Annotated in this window: 12 protein-coding genes; 4 read left to right on the top strand and 8 right to left on the bottom strand. The window is 72.2% G+C overall.

Translation table 11 applies throughout. The features are described from left to right. Positions 1–13: 13 nt before the first annotated feature. The 6 genes from AB0E24_RS21085 to AB0E24_RS21060 all read right to left on the bottom strand — a co-directional run bounded on the left by AB0E24_RS21085 (position 14) and on the right by AB0E24_RS21060 (position 6,474). Positions 14–673 (bottom strand): O-methyltransferase, encoded by a 660-nt coding sequence (locus AB0E24_RS21085; RefSeq protein WP_359378862.1) that lies wholly within the window; start codon positions 671–673, stop codon positions 14–16. A 97-nt stretch (positions 674–770) separates the two neighbouring features. Continuing rightward, positions 771–1,670, bottom strand: coding sequence for an SDR family oxidoreductase (locus AB0E24_RS21080; protein WP_435865305.1), 900 nt, complete (start codon positions 1,668–1,670; stop codon positions 771–773). Positions 1,671–1,677: 7 nt separating this feature from the next. Next, positions 1,678–3,420 carry an N-acyl-D-amino-acid deacylase family protein gene (locus AB0E24_RS21075; protein WP_206333081.1) on the bottom strand — a complete coding sequence of 581 codons (1,743 nt, stop codon included), beginning with the start codon at positions 3,418–3,420 and terminating at the stop codon, positions 1,678–1,680. A 26-nt stretch (positions 3,421–3,446) separates the two neighbouring features. Continuing rightward, on the bottom strand, positions 3,447–4,574 hold the full coding sequence (locus AB0E24_RS21070) for an LLM class flavin-dependent oxidoreductase (RefSeq protein ID WP_099014611.1): 1,128 nt from the start codon (positions 4,572–4,574) through the stop codon (positions 3,447–3,449). 149 nt (positions 4,575–4,723) lie between these two features. Next, positions 4,724–5,506 (bottom strand): SDR family NAD(P)-dependent oxidoreductase, encoded by a 783-nt coding sequence (locus tag AB0E24_RS21065; RefSeq protein ID WP_069865027.1) that lies wholly within the window; start codon positions 5,504–5,506, stop codon positions 4,724–4,726. A gap of 14 nt (positions 5,507–5,520) precedes the next feature. Next, the gene (locus AB0E24_RS21060; RefSeq protein WP_069865029.1) at positions 5,521–6,474 is read right to left on the bottom strand and encodes a TIGR03619 family F420-dependent LLM class oxidoreductase; all 954 of its coding nucleotides are present in this window, start codon (positions 6,472–6,474) and stop codon (positions 5,521–5,523) included. Positions 6,475–6,685: 211 nt separating this feature from the next. On the opposite strand from AB0E24_RS21060, the gene AB0E24_RS21055 reads away from it, so the two are divergent. Further along, complete coding sequence (locus AB0E24_RS21055) at positions 6,686–7,735, top strand: AraC family transcriptional regulator (protein WP_069865031.1); 1,050 nt, start codon at positions 6,686–6,688, stop codon at positions 7,733–7,735. Between the two features lie 205 nt (positions 7,736–7,940). Here AB0E24_RS21055 and AB0E24_RS21050 read toward each other — a convergent pair whose 3' ends face one another. After that, positions 7,941–9,170, bottom strand: coding sequence for an amidohydrolase family protein (locus tag AB0E24_RS21050; RefSeq protein WP_069865033.1), 1,230 nt, complete (start codon positions 9,168–9,170; stop codon positions 7,941–7,943). A 156-nt stretch (positions 9,171–9,326) separates the two neighbouring features. On the opposite strand from AB0E24_RS21050, the gene AB0E24_RS21045 reads away from it, so the two are divergent. The 3 genes from AB0E24_RS21045 to AB0E24_RS21035 all read left to right on the top strand — a co-directional run bounded on the left by AB0E24_RS21045 (position 9,327) and on the right by AB0E24_RS21035 (position 15,622). Then, a complete protein-coding gene (locus AB0E24_RS21045; protein ID WP_359378856.1) occupies positions 9,327–11,786 on the top strand; it encodes an ATP-binding protein in 2,460 nt (819 codons plus the stop codon). A gap of 77 nt (positions 11,787–11,863) precedes the next feature. Further along, the gene (afsR, locus tag AB0E24_RS21040; protein ID WP_473965394.1) at positions 11,864–14,839 is read left to right on the top strand and encodes an SARP-family global regulator AfsR; all 2,976 of its coding nucleotides are present in this window, start codon (positions 11,864–11,866) and stop codon (positions 14,837–14,839) included. Positions 14,840–15,217: 378 nt separating this feature from the next. Continuing rightward, positions 15,218–15,622 (top strand): DUF1631 domain-containing protein, encoded by a 405-nt coding sequence (locus AB0E24_RS21035; protein ID WP_141729788.1) that lies wholly within the window; start codon positions 15,218–15,220, stop codon positions 15,620–15,622. 651 nt (positions 15,623–16,273) lie between these two features. On the opposite strand, the gene AB0E24_RS21030 is transcribed toward AB0E24_RS21035, so the two are convergent. Beyond that, complete coding sequence (locus AB0E24_RS21030; protein ID WP_359378852.1) at positions 16,274–17,869, bottom strand: FadD3 family acyl-CoA ligase; 1,596 nt, start codon at positions 17,867–17,869, stop codon at positions 16,274–16,276. Positions 17,870–17,896: the final 27 nt, after the last annotated feature.

The following is a 17,896-nucleotide window of genomic DNA, read 5'->3' as shown; positions in this document are numbered from 1 at the left end:
GCGGCGGGCGGCGTCAGAGGCGGCAGCTGATCTCCATACCGTCCTCGATGGGGAAGCTGACGTTCTGGTAGCCGTTCGCCGGGTCGCGGACATAGTCGAGGTACGGCCGCATGGGGCCCTCGAACTGGTCGATGTCGTCGGCCACCACGAGGGCGCCCGGCCGCAGCCTCGGTTCGAGCATCCGCAGCACCGGCAGGCACAGGTCCTTCCAGCCGTCGAGCAGCACCAGCTCCAGGGGACCCTCGAGGTCGGCGAGGGTCTCCCGGGCGTCCCCCTCCAGCACGGTGATCAGGTCGTCAAGACCGGTCTCGGCGAAGGTGCCGCGGGCCGCGGCGATCTTCTCCTTGCTCAGCTCCGTGGTGATGACGCGCCCGGTGCCGTTGTCCCGCACGGCGGCGGCCAGATGGAGCGTGGAGATCCCGTAGGACATGCCGAACTCGACCACGGTGGCCGGGCGGATGGCGCGCACCAGGTTGTAGAGCAGCTTTCCGCCGTCGGCGGAGATCGGCATATAGATCCCGGCGGCGGCGTCGGCGAGCTCCTGCGGGGCCATCGATTCCAGCGCACCGGGCGGCAGCTGCGCCTGGGCGGTCTCGTCCTGCGCGGACAGTTCGAACATCCGGCTGATGGCGGTCTCGACCCGGGGGTCGGCAAGGGTGTGAGTGTGTGTCATGGGCGCTAGCGTAGACGCTACGTTGCGTCTCGTCTAGCTGATGCGGAGGGGCGGCACCGGGCCGCCTCCCCGGTCCGGATGCGGGGTCCTTGTCCGGTCAGCCGATGCGCCGCGCCGCGCGGACCCGGCGGCCGCCGTCGACCACCAGGTCCGCGCCGGTGATCCAGGACGCCTCGGCCGAGACCAGCCAGCGGACCGCGTGCGCCACGTCCTCCGGTTCGCCGATACGGGCCAGCGGGAGCGTCGCGGCGATCTCGCGCTCGTCCGGCTCCCAGACGAAGCGGGCCATCTCGGTGCGGACCAGGCCCGGGGAGACGGCGTTGACCCGGACGGAGGGGGCCAGTTCGGCGGCGAGCTGGCGGGTGAGGCGCAGCAGGGCGGTCTTCGCGGTGCCGTAGGCGCCGATGCCCGGGCCCACGCCGTCCGTGCCCTCGGTGCAGATGTTGACGACCGCGCCGCCGTGGTCGCGCATCCAGGCCCGCCAGGCCGCCTGGGTCAGCCGCAGCGGGGCCTCCACATTGACCGTGAACGCCGAGCGCCAGGCGAGCGGGTCCACGGTCATCAGCGGGCCGAGCGGGGCGTTGGTGGCGGCGTTGTTGACCAGGATGTCGAGGCGGCCGAACTCGGCCAGGGCGCGGGCCACCGCCGCCTCCGGATGGGCCGGGTCCGCCACGTCCCCCGGGCAGCCGATGGCGCGCGGACCGAGGCGGCGTACGGCATCCGCCAGCCCCTTCGGGTCCCGCGCCGTGACACACACCGCCGCGCCGTCCGCCGTCAGCGCCTCCGCCACGGCGAGCCCGATCCCGCGCGAGGCGCCCGTGATCAGCGCGGCCCGGCCGCTGAGGGAGCCGGGGCCACCGCCGGGATCACCGCCTGACCCGGCACCGGGCCCGCCGCCCGCACCAGGCCCGCCACCCGCACCAGCGCCGCCACCCGCGTCAGGCCCGGCCCCCGCACCAGACCCAGCACCCGCGTCAGACCCGGCGCCCGTCGTCACCGCCGTCTCAGCCCCTCGTGCTCACCGTCTCGGTGTCACGGCCCGACCGCAGTACCCGCCCCGGCACCGCGCCGGTGATCTCGTCGTCCCGGATGGTCTCGGTGCCGCCCACCCGGACGCTCACGATGCCCATGGCCCGTGAGTCCAGCCGGGGGCTGTCGCCGGGCAGGTCGTGGACCAGCCGCGCCTGGCCCGCGTCGATCCGCTCGGGGTCGAAGAGGACGAGGTCGGCGTGGTAGCCCTCGGCGATCCGGCCGCGTTCACGCAGCCCGAGCAGGCGCGCCGGATCGTCCGTCAGCATCCGTACCGCGCGCTCCAGGCCGACCAGCTTCCGTCCGCGCAGACAGTCGCCGATGAAGCGGGTGGTGTACGGGGCGCCGCACATCCGGTCCAGATGGGCCCCGGCGTCGGAGCCGCCGAGCATGACGTCCTCGTGCTCCCAGGTCCGGCGCCGCAGCTCCCAGCTGGCCGGGTCGTTGTCGGTCGGCATGGGCCACAGCACCGTGCGCATCTGGTCGGCCGCGCAGATCTCCACCAGGCAGTGGAAGGCGTCCTGTCCGCGCTCGGCGGCGATGTCCTGGACGACGCGCCCGGTCAGCCCGGCGTTGGCCGCGCTATAGGTGTCGCCGATGACGTATCGCCCGAAGTGGGTGAGCCGCCGGAAGACCCCGGCCTCGGGGCTGTTGGCGCGGCGCAGCATCTCGTCCCGTACGGCCGGGTCCCGGAGTTTCGCGATCCGGTCCGGGATGGGCAGTCCGAGGATGTCGCCCCAGCCCGGGATGAGGTTCAGCGCGCAGAAGGTGCCGAGCGACATGTTCATCGGGGTGAGGATCGGCATGGTGAGCGCCACGATCCTGCCGCCCGCCGCACGGGCGCGTTCGCTGGCCTGGAGCTGGCGCGGCACCCGTTCGGGGACGGCCGCGTCGATGGTCAGGACGTTCCAGTTGAGCGGGCGGCCGGCGGCCGCGCTCATCTCCACCAGCAGATCGATCTCCGCGTCGGCGAACTGGTCCAGACAGCCCGCCACGATGGCCTCGATCTGGGTGCCCTCGTGTTCCCCGACGGCCCGGGAGAGCGCCAGGAGTTCCCCGGGCTCCGCATGACGGGAGGCGACGGGCTGTCCGTCCCCGTCGGAGTGGGTCGAGGACTGGGTGGTGGACAGCCCCCACGCCCCCGCGTCCATCGCCTCGTGGAAGAGCCGCAGCATCTCCTCCAGCTGCGCGGGCGTGGGCTGTCCGCCGATCGCGTCCTCGCCCATCACATGGCGGCGCAGCGCGCAGTGCCCCACCATGAAGCCCGCGTTGACGGCGGTCCGGCCCTCCAGCGCGTCCAGGTACTCGCCGAAGCCGTGCCAGTTCCAGGGCGCGCCCCGCTCCAGCGCCACCAGCGACATGCCCTCGACCCGGCTCATCATCCGCCGGGTGTAGTCGGCGTCGCCGGGCCGGTCGGGGTTGAGCGGGGCGAGGGTGAAACCGCAGTTGCCGCCGGCCACGGTGGTCACGCCGTGGTTCATGGAGGGGGTGGCGTACGGGTCCCAGAACAGCTGGGCGTCGTAGTGGGTGTGCGGGTCGACGAACCCCGGCGCGAGGACGAGTCCGGTGGCGTCCTCGGCGGACCGCGCCGGTTCGGTGACGGTCCCGGGCTCGGCGATGGCCACGATCCGGCCGTCCCGGATGCCGACGTCGGCGACGTACGAGGGCGCGCCGGTGCCGTCCGCCACGGTGGCGCCCTTGATCAGGTGGTCGAGCACGGGTGGGTCCCTTCTCGCGGCTGCGGCTACGGGGTCTCGGCGTGGCGGAAGCGGGTCGTACGGTGCACCGGATCGGTGTCGATCTTCGGGATGATGTGTTCGCCGATGAGCTTGATCGTGTTCATGGTGTCCTCGTAGCCGATCCCGATCGGCAGCCCGAACGACAGCTGGTCGGCCCCGGCCTGCTCCCACCGCTTGCACTGGCGGAAGACCTCGTCCGGGTCGCCGCAGATCATCAGCTCCTCGGCGATGAGGAGTTCGATGATCTCCTCGGTGTACTCCGGCAGCAGCTCGGGCCACTCCGGGATGCCGTCCGGGCGCGGGAAGGTGTCGTGGTAGCGGAAGAGCAGCGACTGGAGGTAGTTGAGCCCGCCGCCGACCGCGATCTCGACGGCCTTGGCATGGGTCTCCGCGCAGATCGCGGTCGAGGTGACCATCACGTTGTCGTTGACGAAACCGCCGACCGGCTCGGCCTCCTTGATCGCGTTCTTGTAGGAGTCGAGGACCCACTCCATGTCGGAGACCTTCTGGATGGAGAAGCCGAGCACGCCGAGGCCCTTCTTGCCGGCCATCGCGTACGAGGGCGGCGATCCGGCCGCGTACCACATCGCCGGGTGGGCGCCCCCGTACGGCTTGGGCAGCACCTTGCGCGGCGGCAGCGACCAGTGCTTGCCCTTGAAGCCCTGGTACTCGTCCTGGAGCCACATCTTGGGGAACTCGGCGATCGTCTCCTCCCAGATCTCCTTGGTGGCGTTCATGTCGGTCACGCCCGGGAGGAAGCCGAGGATCTCGTGGCTGCCCGCGCCCCGGCCGGAGCCGAACTCGAACCGGCCGCCGGAGAGGTGGTCCAGCATCGCGACCTTCTCGGCGACCTTGACCGGGTGGTTGACCGGTGGCAGCGGGTTGAAGATGCCGGAGCCGAGGTGGATGCGCTCGGTGGCGTGGGCGAGATAGCCGAGGTAGACGTCGTTCGCGGAGAGGTGGGAGTACTCGTCCAGGAAGTGGTGCTCGGAGGCCCATGCGTACTTGAAGCCGGACCGGTCGGCCTGGATGACGTACTCGGTCTCCTCTACAAGCGCGTGGTGCTCGGCCTCGGGGTCGGTTCGGCGTCGGCTTTCGGGGACGTATCCCTGCACAAAGAGTCCGAATTCCATGGAGGTTCACCGCCTCAGACGAGGTCATCTGACGCATCGTCAGATTTTGATTGACTCTGGCACCGCGGACACGGACCGTCAAGGGCCATGAAAGGCCGCACGGGGCCAGGGGGCTTGCGGGGGCGCGGCGCGATCCGCCGGACGCTCGTCTAGAAGACCGAGACGCCGGTCAGCCAGCCGCCGTCGACGACGAACGGCTGGCCCGTCACATACGAGGAGTCCTCCGAGGACAGGAAGACCGCCAGCCGCGCCACCTCCTCCGGGCGGCCGATCCGGCCCAGCGGCACCACCTTGCGGTAGAGCTCGTCCACCGCCGCCGACGCCTCTTCGGTGTCGGCGAGCGGGTCGAGATGGGCCGGGTTGGTCATGGGGGTGTCGATCGCGCCCGGGCAGATCGCGTTGACCCGGATGCCCTTGTCCGCGAGCTCCATCGCGGCCACCCGCGTCATCCCCACCACCGCCGCCTTCGTCGCGGCGTACGAGGTGAGGAAGGGCATACCGGACAGGGCGACGTAGGAGGCGGTGTTCACGATCGTCCCGCCGCCCGCCGCCGCCAGCTCCGGCGCGAGCGTCCGCATCCCCAGGAACGCGCCGACCTGATTGACCTGGACCACTTCCAGATACTCCGCCAGCGGGGTGTTGACCAGCTCGTTGAAGCGGAGGATCCCGGCGTTGTTGACCAGGCCGTCCACCGAGCCGAAGGCGTCCTTGGCGGCCGCGACGGCGGCGGTCCAGTCGTCCTCCCGGCTCACGTCCAGATGGACGAAGCGGGCGCGCTCCCCCAGCTCCTTGGCCAGCGCCTCGCCCGGCTCGTCCAGCACGTCGCCGAGGACCACGCGCGCGCCCTCCGCCGCGAACAGCCGCGCCTCCTGCTCACCCTGTCCGCGCGCCGCCCCGGTGATGATGACGACCCGCCCGTCCAGCTTGCCCATTCCGATCTCCTTAGTCATCCCTGATCGCCGAGGTGCGGAGCGACATCGGCGGCGAAGGCCGCCATCTGGTCGGTCAGTTCGATGTGGTCCCGGCAGCGGAACCGCACCTGGATCTGGTCCACCCCCATCGCGGCGTACGCGCGCAGGCTCTCGGCCAGCCGCTCCGGCTCCCCGGTCAGGGTCCGGCGCCCCACGTCCCGGCCGGGCTCGCCCACGTACAGCGGCTCGGTGATCGCGCCGATCTCGGCGGGCTCCTCGATCCCGGCCTCCTCCCGCAGCGCGCGCAGCCGGGCGATCTGGCCGGGCAGCCGGTCCCGTGGATCGCCCTGCGGCAGCCAGCCGTCGCCCCGGACCGCCGCCCGGCGCACCGCAGCCGGCGAGGAGCCGCCGACCCACAGCGGGGGCCGCGGCGTCCGGACGGGGCGCGGAGCCTGCCCCAGACCGCTGAAGGCGAACCGCTCCCCGTGGAAGTCGGGGAACTCCTCCGGTCCCAGCGCCGCCTTCAGCGCGTCGACCGTCTCGTCCAGCAGCGCCCCGCGCCGGGCGAAGTCCACCCCGAGCGCCTCGAACTCCTCCCGGACGTGCCCGGCCCCGACCCCGAGGATCAGCCGGCCGCCGGAGAGGTGGTCCAGCGTCGCGTACTGCTTGGCGGTCAGCAGCGGATGCCGCAGCGCGGCGACGGCCACATGGCTGAGCAGCAGCACCCGCTCGGTGGCCGCGGCGAGCCAGCCGAGCGTCGCCACCGGGTCGTACCAGACGGTGCCCATCGCGGCGGCCAGCCGCCGCGGGATCGCGACATGGTCGCAGACGGCCAGGTAGGCGAAGCCGAGCCGGTCGGCGGCGCGGGCGACCGCGAGCAGCTCGGCCGGGCCCGCCGCCGCCTCCCATGACTCGGCGTAGAGAGTGGACTGCGACTGGATCGGCAACTGCATGCCGTAGTTCAACCGGCCCCGGGGCAGGACGCGCATGCCGGGCCTCCTCGTCGGTGGACCGCCATCGTCGGATCTGACGTCGGCCATGGTGATATCTGACGGTCCATCAGACAAGAGGTGTGGCGACCTCGTCACAGCCTGCAACCCCCTGCTAGCGTACGGACGTTCGGACCTCGGGGCCCACGCCCGCCTCCCCGCCCAGGGGCCGTCACGGGGGCACGGCGAGGGGCTCACGGAGGGGCACTTGATGATCGAGACGGTCTTCCGCTGCGAGGATCTGCCCAGAGCGGATCGGTTCGACTTCTGGCGCGAGCAGATGGCACAGCTCATGGCGCCGATGGAGATGACCACCGACCACATCCGTGACTTCCGGGGCGAGGTGCGCATCCTCCAGTTCGGCGCCGCCTCGGTATGGCCCACGAAGTTCCGTGAGATGAACTTCCGGCGGACCCCCAAGCTCATCCGGCAGTCGGACCCCGAGCTGTACCACTTCTCGTTCATCCAGCAGGGAAACCTCCAAGTCTCCCAGTCCCGCCAGGAATCCGCGCACAGGGCGGAGGGCCTCTACGTCGTCGACACCTCACGGCCCTTCGACTGCGTGGCCTTCGGCGGCCCGCCCGGAGGCGTGGGTCTGGAGGTCCCGAAGGCCCTGATCCCGGTCCCCCACGACCGGATCGACCGGCTGCTCGCCCGGCCCATCCCGGTGCACGAAGGGGTGGGCGCCCTGCTGACCGGGTTCCTCGCCCGGCTCGCCACGGACCGCTCCTTGAGCCCCTCCGACGGGCCGCGCCTGGGGACCGTGCTGATCGACCTGGCGGCGGCGCTGCTGGCCCATGCCGTCGAGGCCGACGACGCGCTGCCGCCCGAGACCCGCCGGCACGCCCTGGCCCTGCGGGTGCAGAGTTTCATCCAGCGGAACCTGTCCGACCCGGAGCTGTCACCGGCCACCATCGCCGCAGCGCACCACATCTCCGTCGGCCATCTGCACCGCCTCTTCCGGGCCCGCGACACCACGGTCTCCGGATGGATCCGGCAGCAGCGGCTGGACCGCGTGCGGCGCGATCTCACCGACCCCGGCTTGCGTACGGTCCCCATCCACGAGCTCGCCGCCCGCTGGGGCTTCGCCCACCCCGCCGTCTTCAGCCGCGCCTTCCGCGCCGCGTACGGGATGCCGCCCAGCGACTACCGCCACCTCGCACTTGTGTCCTGCGCGCCGGGCGCTACCCCGCGACGCCCGGTGCGCACGGACACTCACACTCGGCCCTCCGCGCCGCCCCAGGCCCCTGTCACGTCATAGGGGTGGGTGACCGGCGTAGGGGGCGGGAGGCCGATATGCCCCCACAGACTGCCGGAGCGCCCGGAGGATGTCATTGACCGTCAGTGACGCCTTTCTTGCTCCTCCGTGACCACGGCGCCGCCATGGTCGGCGCGCCACGGCGGCAAACGGGCACCGCGCCCCACGCACCACGGCCCACGCGCCGCACGGGCGTGCCCGCGCGGCGCTACGCCCCCGGCGCCCCCGCCCAGAGCCCGTCCGCCGTGAGTCCCAGCAGCTCGATCGCGTTGCCGCGTACGATCCGATCCACCACATCCGGTGCCAGATGGCCCATCTGCGCCTCGCCGACCTCCCGGGACTTGGGCCAGGTGGAGTCGGAGTGCGGATAGTCCGTCTCGTACAGCACGTTGCCCACCCCGATCGCGTCGAGGTTGCGCAGCCCGAAGGCGTCGTCGAAGAAGCATCCGTAGACGTGCTCGGCGAACAGCTCGGACGGCGGGCGCAGCACCTTGTCGGCCACTCCGCCCCAGCCCCGGTTCTCCTCCCACACCACGTCGGCGCGTTCGAGGATGTAGGGGATCCAGCCGATCTGGCCCTCGGCGTACATCACCTTGAGGTTCGGGAAGCGTTCGAACTTCCCGCTCATCAGCCAGTCGACCATGGAGAAGCAGCAGTTGGCGAAGGTGATCGTGGAGCCGACGGCGGGGGGCGCGTCCGCGGAGGTCGAGGGCATCCGGGAGGAGGAGCCGATGTGCATCGCGATGACCGTGCCGGTCTCGTCGCACGCGGCGAGGAGTGGGTCCCAGTCGTCGGTGTGGATGGACGGCAGCCCCAGGTTCGGCGGGATCTCCGAGAAGCAGACGGCGCGCACGCCACGGGCCGCGTTCCGCCGCACCTCGGCGGCGGCCAGCTCGGCGTCCCACAGCGGGATGATGATCAGCGGGATCAGTCTGCCCCGGGCCTCGGGGCCGCACCACTCCTCCACCATCCAGTCGTTGTACGCCCGGACCCCGAGCAGCCCCAGCTCTCGGTCGGCGGCCTCGGTGAAGGTCTGCCCGCAGAAGCGGGGGAAGGTCGGGAAGCAGAGCGCCGACTGGACGTGGTTGACGTCCATGTCCGCGAGCCGGTCCGGCACCGAGAAGGAGCCGGGCCGCATCTGCTCGTAGGTGATGGCCTCCAGCTTGACCTCGTCCCGGTCGTAGCCGACGGCGGTGTCCAGGCGGGTGAGCGGCCGGTGCAGCTCCTCGTAGATCCACCAGTCGGCGAGCGGTCCTTCGTCCCCGGGCGCGCCCATCTTCGGGGCGAACCGGCCGCCGACGAAGGTCATCTCCTTCAGCGGCGCCCGGACGATGCGCGGCCCGGTGTCGCGGTACTTCGACGGGAGGCGGTCCCGCCAGACGTGAGGGGGCTCAACCGTGTGGTCGTCCACCGAGATTATCTTCGGGAAGCTCTCCATGACTGCACGGTAGCGCCGATCTGACGGATCGTCAGCTAGCTGGTCGTCTCCCGGTACTTCGACGGATGCCACGGACACGTCGCGCTCTTTACTGACGTACGTGCCACGAGCACGGCAGACTGGCCGTACAGCGAGGAAGCACGTGCGGGGGGCACCATGGCCGGCGACGAGCGCCTGGGGCGGCAGGAAGGTTCCACCGGATCCGTATCGGACCGGTCCTGGCACGGTGACGAGGCACGGTCACCCCTCGGTCAGGACCCGGACCCCGGCCTCGGCCGGACCCGGCTCGAACTGGAGCTGGAGAGCGGCTACCCCGCCGATGTCGTCCCCGAGCTCCGGTCGCGTCTCGGCCCGCGGCCCGCCGCGTACTCCCGGCCCACCGCCGCCAGCCGCCCCCAGCGCCCCCTGGCCGAAACCGCCCCCGTCGTCCGCCCCGCGCAGCTGCCCGCGGCGGTGGCGGACTTCACCGGCCGCGAGCACCTCGTACGGGAGCTGAACGAGCGGCTCGCGGCCCCCGCCGACCGGCCGGCCGCCATCGCCATCGCCGGTGTCGGAGGCATCGGCAAGACCGCCCTGGCCGTCCATCTCGCGCACACCGCCCGCCACCGCTACCCCGACGGCCAGCTCTACATCGACCTCGGCGGCGCGGGCTCCTCCCCCGCCGACCCCGAAACCGCCCTCGGCGCCTTCCTGCGCTCGCTCGGCACCCCCGACGCCGCCATCCCGGACGGCACCGAGGAGCGTGCCGCGCTCTACCGCGCGCGCCTCGAGGGCCGCCGGGTGCTCGTCCTCCTGGACAACGCCCGCGACGCCGCCCAGGTCCGGCCGCTGCTCCCGGGCGACGGCGCACCGGACTGCGTCGCGCTGATCACCAGCCGCGCCCATATGACCGGCCTGGACCGCACCCACCCGGTGGACCTGGACGCGATGAGCCCGGCGGAGGCGTTCGCCCTCTTCGCGCTGATCGTGGGCGAGGAGCGGGCGGCCGTCGAACGCGCCGAGGTGATGAACGTGGTGGCGTCCTGCTCCTACCTGCCGCTCGCGATCCGCATAGCGGCCTGCCGGCTCGCCTCCCGCCGCACCTGGACCGTCTCCGTCCTCGCCCGCAAACTCGCCGATGAGCGACGGCGGCTGGACGAGCTGCGGGCCGGGGATCTGGCGGTCAAGGCGACCTTCGAGCTCGGCTACGGACAGCTCGACCCGGCCCAGGCCCGCGCCTTCCGGCTGCTCGGCCTGGTCGGCGGCCCGGACATCTCCCTGCCGGCCGCGGGCGCCGTGCTCGGCCTGGACGTCGCGGAGACCGGCCGCCTCCTCACCTCCCTGGTGGACATCTCGCTGCTGGAGTCCGCAGTACCGGGCCGCTACCGCTTCCATGACCTCGTACGGCTCTACGCACGGGCCTGCTCGGAGCGCGAGACGCGGGCCCCGGCGGAGCGCGAGGAGGCGCTGTCGCGGCTGCTGGACTTCTACCTCGCCACGGCCGCGCGGGTGTACGCCATGGAGCGGCCCGGGGACCGCATGGTCGACCACCTGGAGTCCACCGGCCATCCCGGACTTCTCTTCGAGACCTCGAAAGCCGCCCTGGACTGGCTCTTCGCGGAGGCCGACTGCCTGCTCGCCTGTGTGCCCAGATGCACCGGGGAGTGCACCCGCCGCCGCGCCGGGGATCTGCTGCTCGGCGCCCTCGACCTCGCCGAGTCCGGTGCCCGGCCGCGGCAGTACGAAACGGTGGCGCGCGCCGTCGGCGACGCGGCCCACGCCGCCGGGGACTCCCGTACGGAGGCCCGCGCCCGCTCGGCGCTGGGGCATCTGTACAGCTTCACGGGCCGGTACAGCCACGCCGAGCGAGAGCTGCGCCGCGCGCTGGAGCTGGACGGCGAGGATCCCGTGGTCGCCAGCCGCGCCTCCAACCAGCTCGGCATCGTCACCAACGGACTGGGCCGGTACGAGGACGCCGAGAGATACCTGGGACAGGCGCTCGAGGCGTTCCGCGCCGATGCCAACGAGGCCGGTGAGGCGAGCGCCCTGGCCAATCTCTCCCGGCTCCATGTGAGCCGGGGCCGCACCAGGACCGGTGTGGAGCTGGCCGAGCAGGGGCTGGCCATCTACCGCAGGCTCGGCGCCCCCTTGCGGCTCGCCAACGGGATGTACACACTCGGCATCGCGCTGACGCGTGCCCATCGGCTGGAGGAGGCGTCCGTTCATCTCGCCGAGGCGCTCGACCTCTTCCACGACGCGCGTCAGCCGCTGTGGGAAGGCATGGCCCATTTCCGGCTGGCCGAAATTCAGCTGATGGCGAATCGCCCCGATCAGGCGGTGGCACATGCCCAGCAGTCCCTCGCGCTGGGCGGCCTCGGCGGTGAGTGGCGCCGCTTCTCCTTTCTCACCGTACTGGCAAAGGCCCTGATGGCGGCCGGACAGCGGGGCCAGGCCGAGGACTGCTGGAGGCAGGCGCGGGCCCTGCGGGAGCGGCTGGGCTCACCCGAGCCCGAGGAGGTGCGTCAGCTGCTGTCGGCCTCGGCACCGGACCTCCCGGCGGCCCAGGATCCATTTCCCGGCCATCGGGACGCCTATGGAGTCGGCCCCCCGGTGACCGAAAGCGACCCCTGGATCTGACGGGCCGTCGGCTGTCGGGGGCCCGGAAGTCTTGCGGGCCTTGTGGAGAGGTCCGGCCCCTACTGACGTGAGGGGTATTGGCAAGGCAAACTGGCCCGTGCAACTGGGAGCAGAGGCAGGGGGAGACCATGGCCGGCGAGAAGGAGCGGGCACAGGAGCAGCCCTTGCGCTTCACCGTGCTCGGACCCGTACGGGCCTGGCGGGGCGAAGAACTGCTGAGCACCGGATCACCACAGCAAAGAGCCCTGCTCGCCGCCCTGTTGCTGCGCGGCGGGCGCACCGCCACCGCCCCCGAGCTCATCGACGCCCTATGGGGTGACGATCCGCCGGACGCCGCCATCGCGGCGCTGCGCACCTACGCCTCCCGACTGCGCAAGGCGTTCACCCCGCACTCCGACGTCCTGGTCAGCGAATCGGGCGGCTACGCGGTCCAGGTGGGCCTCGGGGCCCTGGACACCGACGTGGCCGAGCGCCTGGTGGCGGAGGCGGAGAAGGCACGGCACTCGGGCGACCGGCTGCGCGCCCATGAACTCATCGGCCGGGCGCTGGACCTCTGGGACGGCGAAGCCCTGGCCGGGGTGCCGGGGCCCTACGCCACGAACCAGCGCGCCCGGCTCTCGGAGTGGCAGCTCGTCCTCACCGAGACCAGGCTCGATCTCGACCTGGAGCTGGGCCACCACACCGAGGTGGTCTCCGAGCTCACCGCGCTCACCGCCGCCCATCCGCTCCGGGAGCGGCTGCGCGAGCTGCTGATGCTGGCGCTGTACCGCAGCGGCCGGCAGGCCGAGGCGCTGGCCGTCTACAACGACACCCGGCGGCTGCTCGCCGAGGACCTCGGTGTGGACCCCTGCCCGGAGCTGTCCGAGCTGCACCGGCGCATTCTCCAGGCGGACGCCGATCTGGCGGCCCCGGTGGACGACCGCGCACACGCGGGCCCCGGCTTCGTGCGGCCGGCCCAGCTGCCCGCCACGGTCGCGGACTTCACCGGCCGGGTCGCCTTTGTCGACGAGCTGAGCGATCAGCTCGCCACCGCCGAGGGGCGTGTCATGGCCGTGTCAGCGGTGGCCGGAATCGGCGGGGTCGGCAAGACGACGCTCGCCGTGCACGTCGCCCACGCGGCCCGCGTCCACTTCCCCGACGGCCAGCTCTACGTGGACCTCCAGGGGGCGGGCCCGGTCCCGGCGGAGCCCAACGCGATCCTGGGCGCCTTCCTGCGCGCCCTCGGCACCCCTGACAACGCGATCCCCGAGGGCGTCCAGGAGCGTGCCGCGCTCTACCGCTCGATGCTGGACGGCCGCCGGGTGCTCACCCTGCTGGACAACGCGCGCGACGCCGCACAGGTCAGGCCGCTGCTGCCCGGCACCGAGGGCTGCGCCGCGCTGATCACCAGCCGGACCCGGATGGTCGACCTGGAGGGCGCCCACCTGGTCGACCTGGATGTGATGACGCCCCAGGAGGCGCTGGTCCTCTTCACCCGCATAGTGGGCACCGAGCGGGTCAGTTCGGAGCGCGACGCGGCCATGGACGTCGTGGCGGCGTGCGGCTTCCTGCCGCTGGCCATCCGGATCGCCGCCTCCCGGCTGGCCTCCCGCCGCACCTGGACCGTCTCCACACTGGCGCGCAAGCTGGCCAACCAGCGCCGCAGGCTGGACGAGCTGCGCGCGGGCGACCTGGCCGTACGGGCCACCTTCGAGCTGGGCTACGGCCAATTGGAGCCGCAGCAGGCGCGGGCGTTCCGGCTGCTGGGTCTTGCGGACGGCCCCGACATCTCGCTCGCCGCGGCGGCCGTCGTCCTGGACCTCGACACCTTCGACGCCGAGGAGCTCCTGGAGTCCCTGGTCGACGCCTCCCTCCTGGAGTCCGCGGCACCGGGCCGCTACCGCTATCACGACCTCGTGCGGCTCTACGCACGTGACTGCGCCGAACGGCACCAGTCGGCCGCGGACCGCGAGGCGGCGCTCTCCCGGCTGCTGGACTTCTACCTCGCCACCGCGGCGCGGGTGTACGCCATGGAGCGGCCGGGCGACCGGCTGGGCGAGCACCTGGCCCCCGCCGACCACCCCGGCCTGGCCTTTCCGCATCAGGACGCCGCCCTGGACTGGCTGTTCACCGAGGCGGACTGCCTGCTGGCCTGCGCCCAGCAGGCCGCCTCGGGCACCGCCCTGGGCGGGGCGGCGGATCTGCTGCTCGCCGCCATGGACCTCGCCGAGTCCGGCGCCAACGCCCCGCGCTACGAGGCCGTCTCCCACATCGTCAGCGAACGGGCGCACACCGTCGGCGACACCCGTGCCGAGGGCCGGGCGCGCACCTGCCTGGCCAAGGTGCGCAACCTCACCGGCCGGCTCGAGGAGGCCGACGCGGAGGCCGAGCGCGCCCTGGCCCTGGGCTCCGCGGTCGAGGACCACGTGACCATGGGGCGCGCCCTCACCGAGCGCGGCATCATCGCCCACCTCAGCCGCACCCGCTGGGACGACGCGGAGCGGCACTTCCTCCGCGCCATCGACGCCTACCGGGCCGTGGACGACCAGCCCGGCGAGGCCAGCGCGCTGTGCAACCTCTCCCGTGCGTATGTGGAGATGGGCCGCATCGACAGCGCGGTGGAACTGGCCCGGCAGGGCGTGCGGATCTACGGCAGCCTGGGGCGCACCCTGCGCCTGGCCAACGGCAAGTACGCGCTCGGCATCGCCCTGACCGGGGCCGGAAGCCTGGCGCACGCGCTCGAGCAGCTCACCGAGGCCCTCGGCCTCTTCCGTGAGCACCGCCAGCCGCTCTGGGAGGGCATGACCCACCAGCGGCTGGCCGAGGCCCACCTGTCCATCGGGCGCCCCGCGGAGGCCGCCACCCACGCCGAACAGTCCCTCGCCCTGCGGGGCATCGGAGGCGAGTGGCGCCGGGCCATCGTGCTGACGCTGCTCGGCAAGGCCCTGCTGGAGCTCGGCCAGAACGAGCGGGCGGACGCCTGCTGGCGCGAGGCGCTGTCCATTCACGAGCGGCTGGGAGCGCCGGAGGCGGATGACGTCCGGGGGCTCCTGACCCCCGCGACCGCGGCGTAACGGCCCGCCAGGCCCCGCGCGGCAGGAACGTAACAACTCGTCCGGTCCCTACGGCCGGGGTGTGACAGCCCCCGTCCCACCCAGGCGAACCGCGGCACCGGAGGCCGCCCGACCCGCGCGAACCGCGCTGCAAGAGGCCGGCTGACCCCGGCGAGCGGGGCATAACGGCCCGCCTCGCGGACCGTTCATCAATCGTTTATCGCCATCCGGGAGTCTTAGTAGCGGTCGACCCGTCCCCGCGGGGGGCAGACGGGTCGGTTGCGAGGTCACACCGTAAGGTGGACGGCCCTTTTGAGACACCCGCCCGGCGACCCACGGGGGAGTCGCCGGACGGGTGTCAACGGCCTATACCGACCAAAGCATCCGATGGAGTTGATCGTGACAAATACGGACAAGAAGCCTGAGTCCGACGTCTACCGGCCGCTGGAGGCCGACCCGGCGCCCTTTACTCCACAGGACGAGGGCCACACCCCAGCGCCTCCACAGGTGACCACCCAGGGCGAGGGCCATACGCCGGCCCCGCCCCAGCTGATCACCCAGGGCGAAGGGCACACGCCCGCACCGCCGCAGCTGATCACCCAGGGCGAGGGGCATACGCCCGCGCCTCCGCAGTCGCTCACGCAGGGCGAGGGCCACACACCGGCTCCGCCGCAGCTGAGCCCCGAGGGCGAAGGGCACACGCCCGCGCCGACCACACTGAGCACCAAGGGCGAGGGCCACACTCCGGCACCGCCGCAGCTGAGTGCCGAGGGGGAGGGCCACACACCCTCGGCACCCCAGTAGGCGCGCACCCAACGTCGCTCATATCCATGAGGTAACACCGCGGGGCCGATGTCGATGACTCGGAGGGGAAGTCATCGGCATCGGCCCCTTTGCGCGGGCGCACCCTCGGACGAGCAACCCTCCCGCACCACCGGCGCGCCCCCTTTCCGCCAAGGTTCGACCACTTCCGGCCAGATGGCCGAACATACGTACCCCTCATTGTTAATTTGCAGTACAAAACAGTTAATCACCCCCCGTAACGGAGGAACCGGAATGACTCGTGCCACAAAGGGCGTCGCGACCTTGATTATCGCGATAGGTGCCGCGGTCGGAGCCGCCAGCCAGGCAACCGCATTCGCGGTTGCAAGCGATAGTCACACTCCTATCGTCGGCGTGAACAGTGGTGAATACACCACTGCTGCCGTCCCGGGCCCGCAGGGCGAGGGTCATGCCCCCACCAGCCCGCAGTAGGCGCCACGAGACACCTCGTGCGTGCCGAAGGGGCCGGGCGAAATCGCCCGGCCCCTTGTTGATGCCCCGCCGGCAGCGCCTTGACCCCGGCAAGTCGGCTGGCGGAAAAGTGCCTTCGCGGACGAGGGTCTTCTGGGATGAGGGTCTTCCCGGATGAGGGCCTTCTGAGGTGAGGGACTTCCCATGCGGTGGACGCGGGGCCTACGCCCCTGACCGCCCCGCCCGGAGCCTGGCCTTGAGGACCTTGCCGCTGGCGTTGCGCGGCAGCTCGGACAGGAACTCCACCTGCCGGGGCACCTTGTAGTTGGCCATCTCCCGGCGTGACCAGGCGATCAGGTCGTCCGCCGTGAGCGTCGACTCCGGGCGGCGGACCGCGTACGCCTTGGCCACCTCGCCCAGGCGCGCGTCCGGGATGCCGACCACGGCGACGTCGGCCACATCGGGGTGGCGGGCGATGAGTTGCTCGATTTCGGCGGGGTAGGCGTTGAAGCCGCCGACGATGAACATGTCCTTGATCCGGTCGGTGATGCGCAGATTCCCCTGCTCGTCCATCACCCCGACATCGCCCGTCCGCAGCCACCCGTCGGGGGTGATGGCGCGGGACGTGGCGATCGGGTCCTCGAAGTAGCCGGGGGTGATGTGGTAGCCGCGGACCCAGATCTCGCCCGCCCGGCCCGGCGGGAGCTCGCGTCCGGTGGAGTGAGCGATCCTGATCTCGGTGTGCGGGATCGCGCGGCCCGACGTGCCCGCGATGACCTCGGGCGGATCGCCGCGGCGGCACATCGTGACGGTGCCGGACGCCTCCGTCAGGCCGTACGCCGTCAGAACGGTGGCGACCCCGAGCTCCGAGCGCAGGCGTTCCACCAGTTCCAGCGGGACGACGGCGGCGCCCGTGACCACCAGGCGCAGAGTGGACAGATCGTGGGCGGCGCGGGACGGATGGTCGAGCAGGGACTGGTGGAGCGTGGGCGGACCGGGCAGGACGGTGATGCGCTCGGCGGCGATATTGGCCAGCGCGGTCTCCACGCTGAAGACCGGCTGCGGCACCATCGTGGCACCGCGGCTCAGACAGGCGATGATGCCCGCCTTGTAGCCGAAGGTGTGGAAGAACGGGTTCACGATCAGATAGCGGTCGCCCGCCGCCAGCCCCGCGATCTCGCTCCAGGTGTCGAAGACGCGCACGGTCTGGGAGTGGGTGGTCACCACGCCCTTGGGGTGGCCGGTGGTGCCGGAGGTGAAGGTGATGTCCGAAGGGTCCGTGGGGCGCACCGCCTCCGCCCGTGCCCGGACCTTCTCCGGCGGCACGGCGTCGCCCGGCGCCAGGAAGTCGTGCCAGGTGCGGAAGTCCTCCGGGCCGTTGTCGGCGAGGACGACCACCTCCCGCAGATAGGGCAGGCCCGGCAGGGGGCCACGGCCCGTCCCCTCCCCCGCCGCCCGGCGCAGCGAGGCCACATAGGAGGTGCCCAGGAAGGTGCCGGTGATGAACAGGTGCGTGGCCCGGGTGCGGCGCAGCACATACGCCGCCTCGGCGCCCTTGAAACGGGTGTTGACCGGGACCAGCACCCCGCCCGCGGTGACCACGCCGAGCGCCGCCACGATCCAGTCGGTGGTGTTGGGCGCCCAGATCGCGGCGCGGTCGCCCGGTTCGAGGCCCGAGGCGACGCATGCGGCCGCGGCGCGTTCGATCCGGGCGCCGAGCTCCGCGTAGGAGATCCGGGCGCGGCCCTCGACGACGGCCTCGGCCGGGCCGTGCCGCTCGACGGCCGCCCGGATCAGGGCCGGGATGGTGTTTCTCATCGGACCGCTCCCCTCCCCGGAACCCGG

Source organism: Streptomyces malaysiensis subsp. malaysiensis (assembly GCF_040653035.1).
GTDB lineage: Bacteria > Actinomycetota > Actinomycetes > Streptomycetales > Streptomycetaceae > Streptomyces > Streptomyces malaysiensis.
The sequence above is the reverse complement of the archived record's forward strand: the minus strand, read 5'-3'. Positions and strand labels throughout refer to the sequence as shown.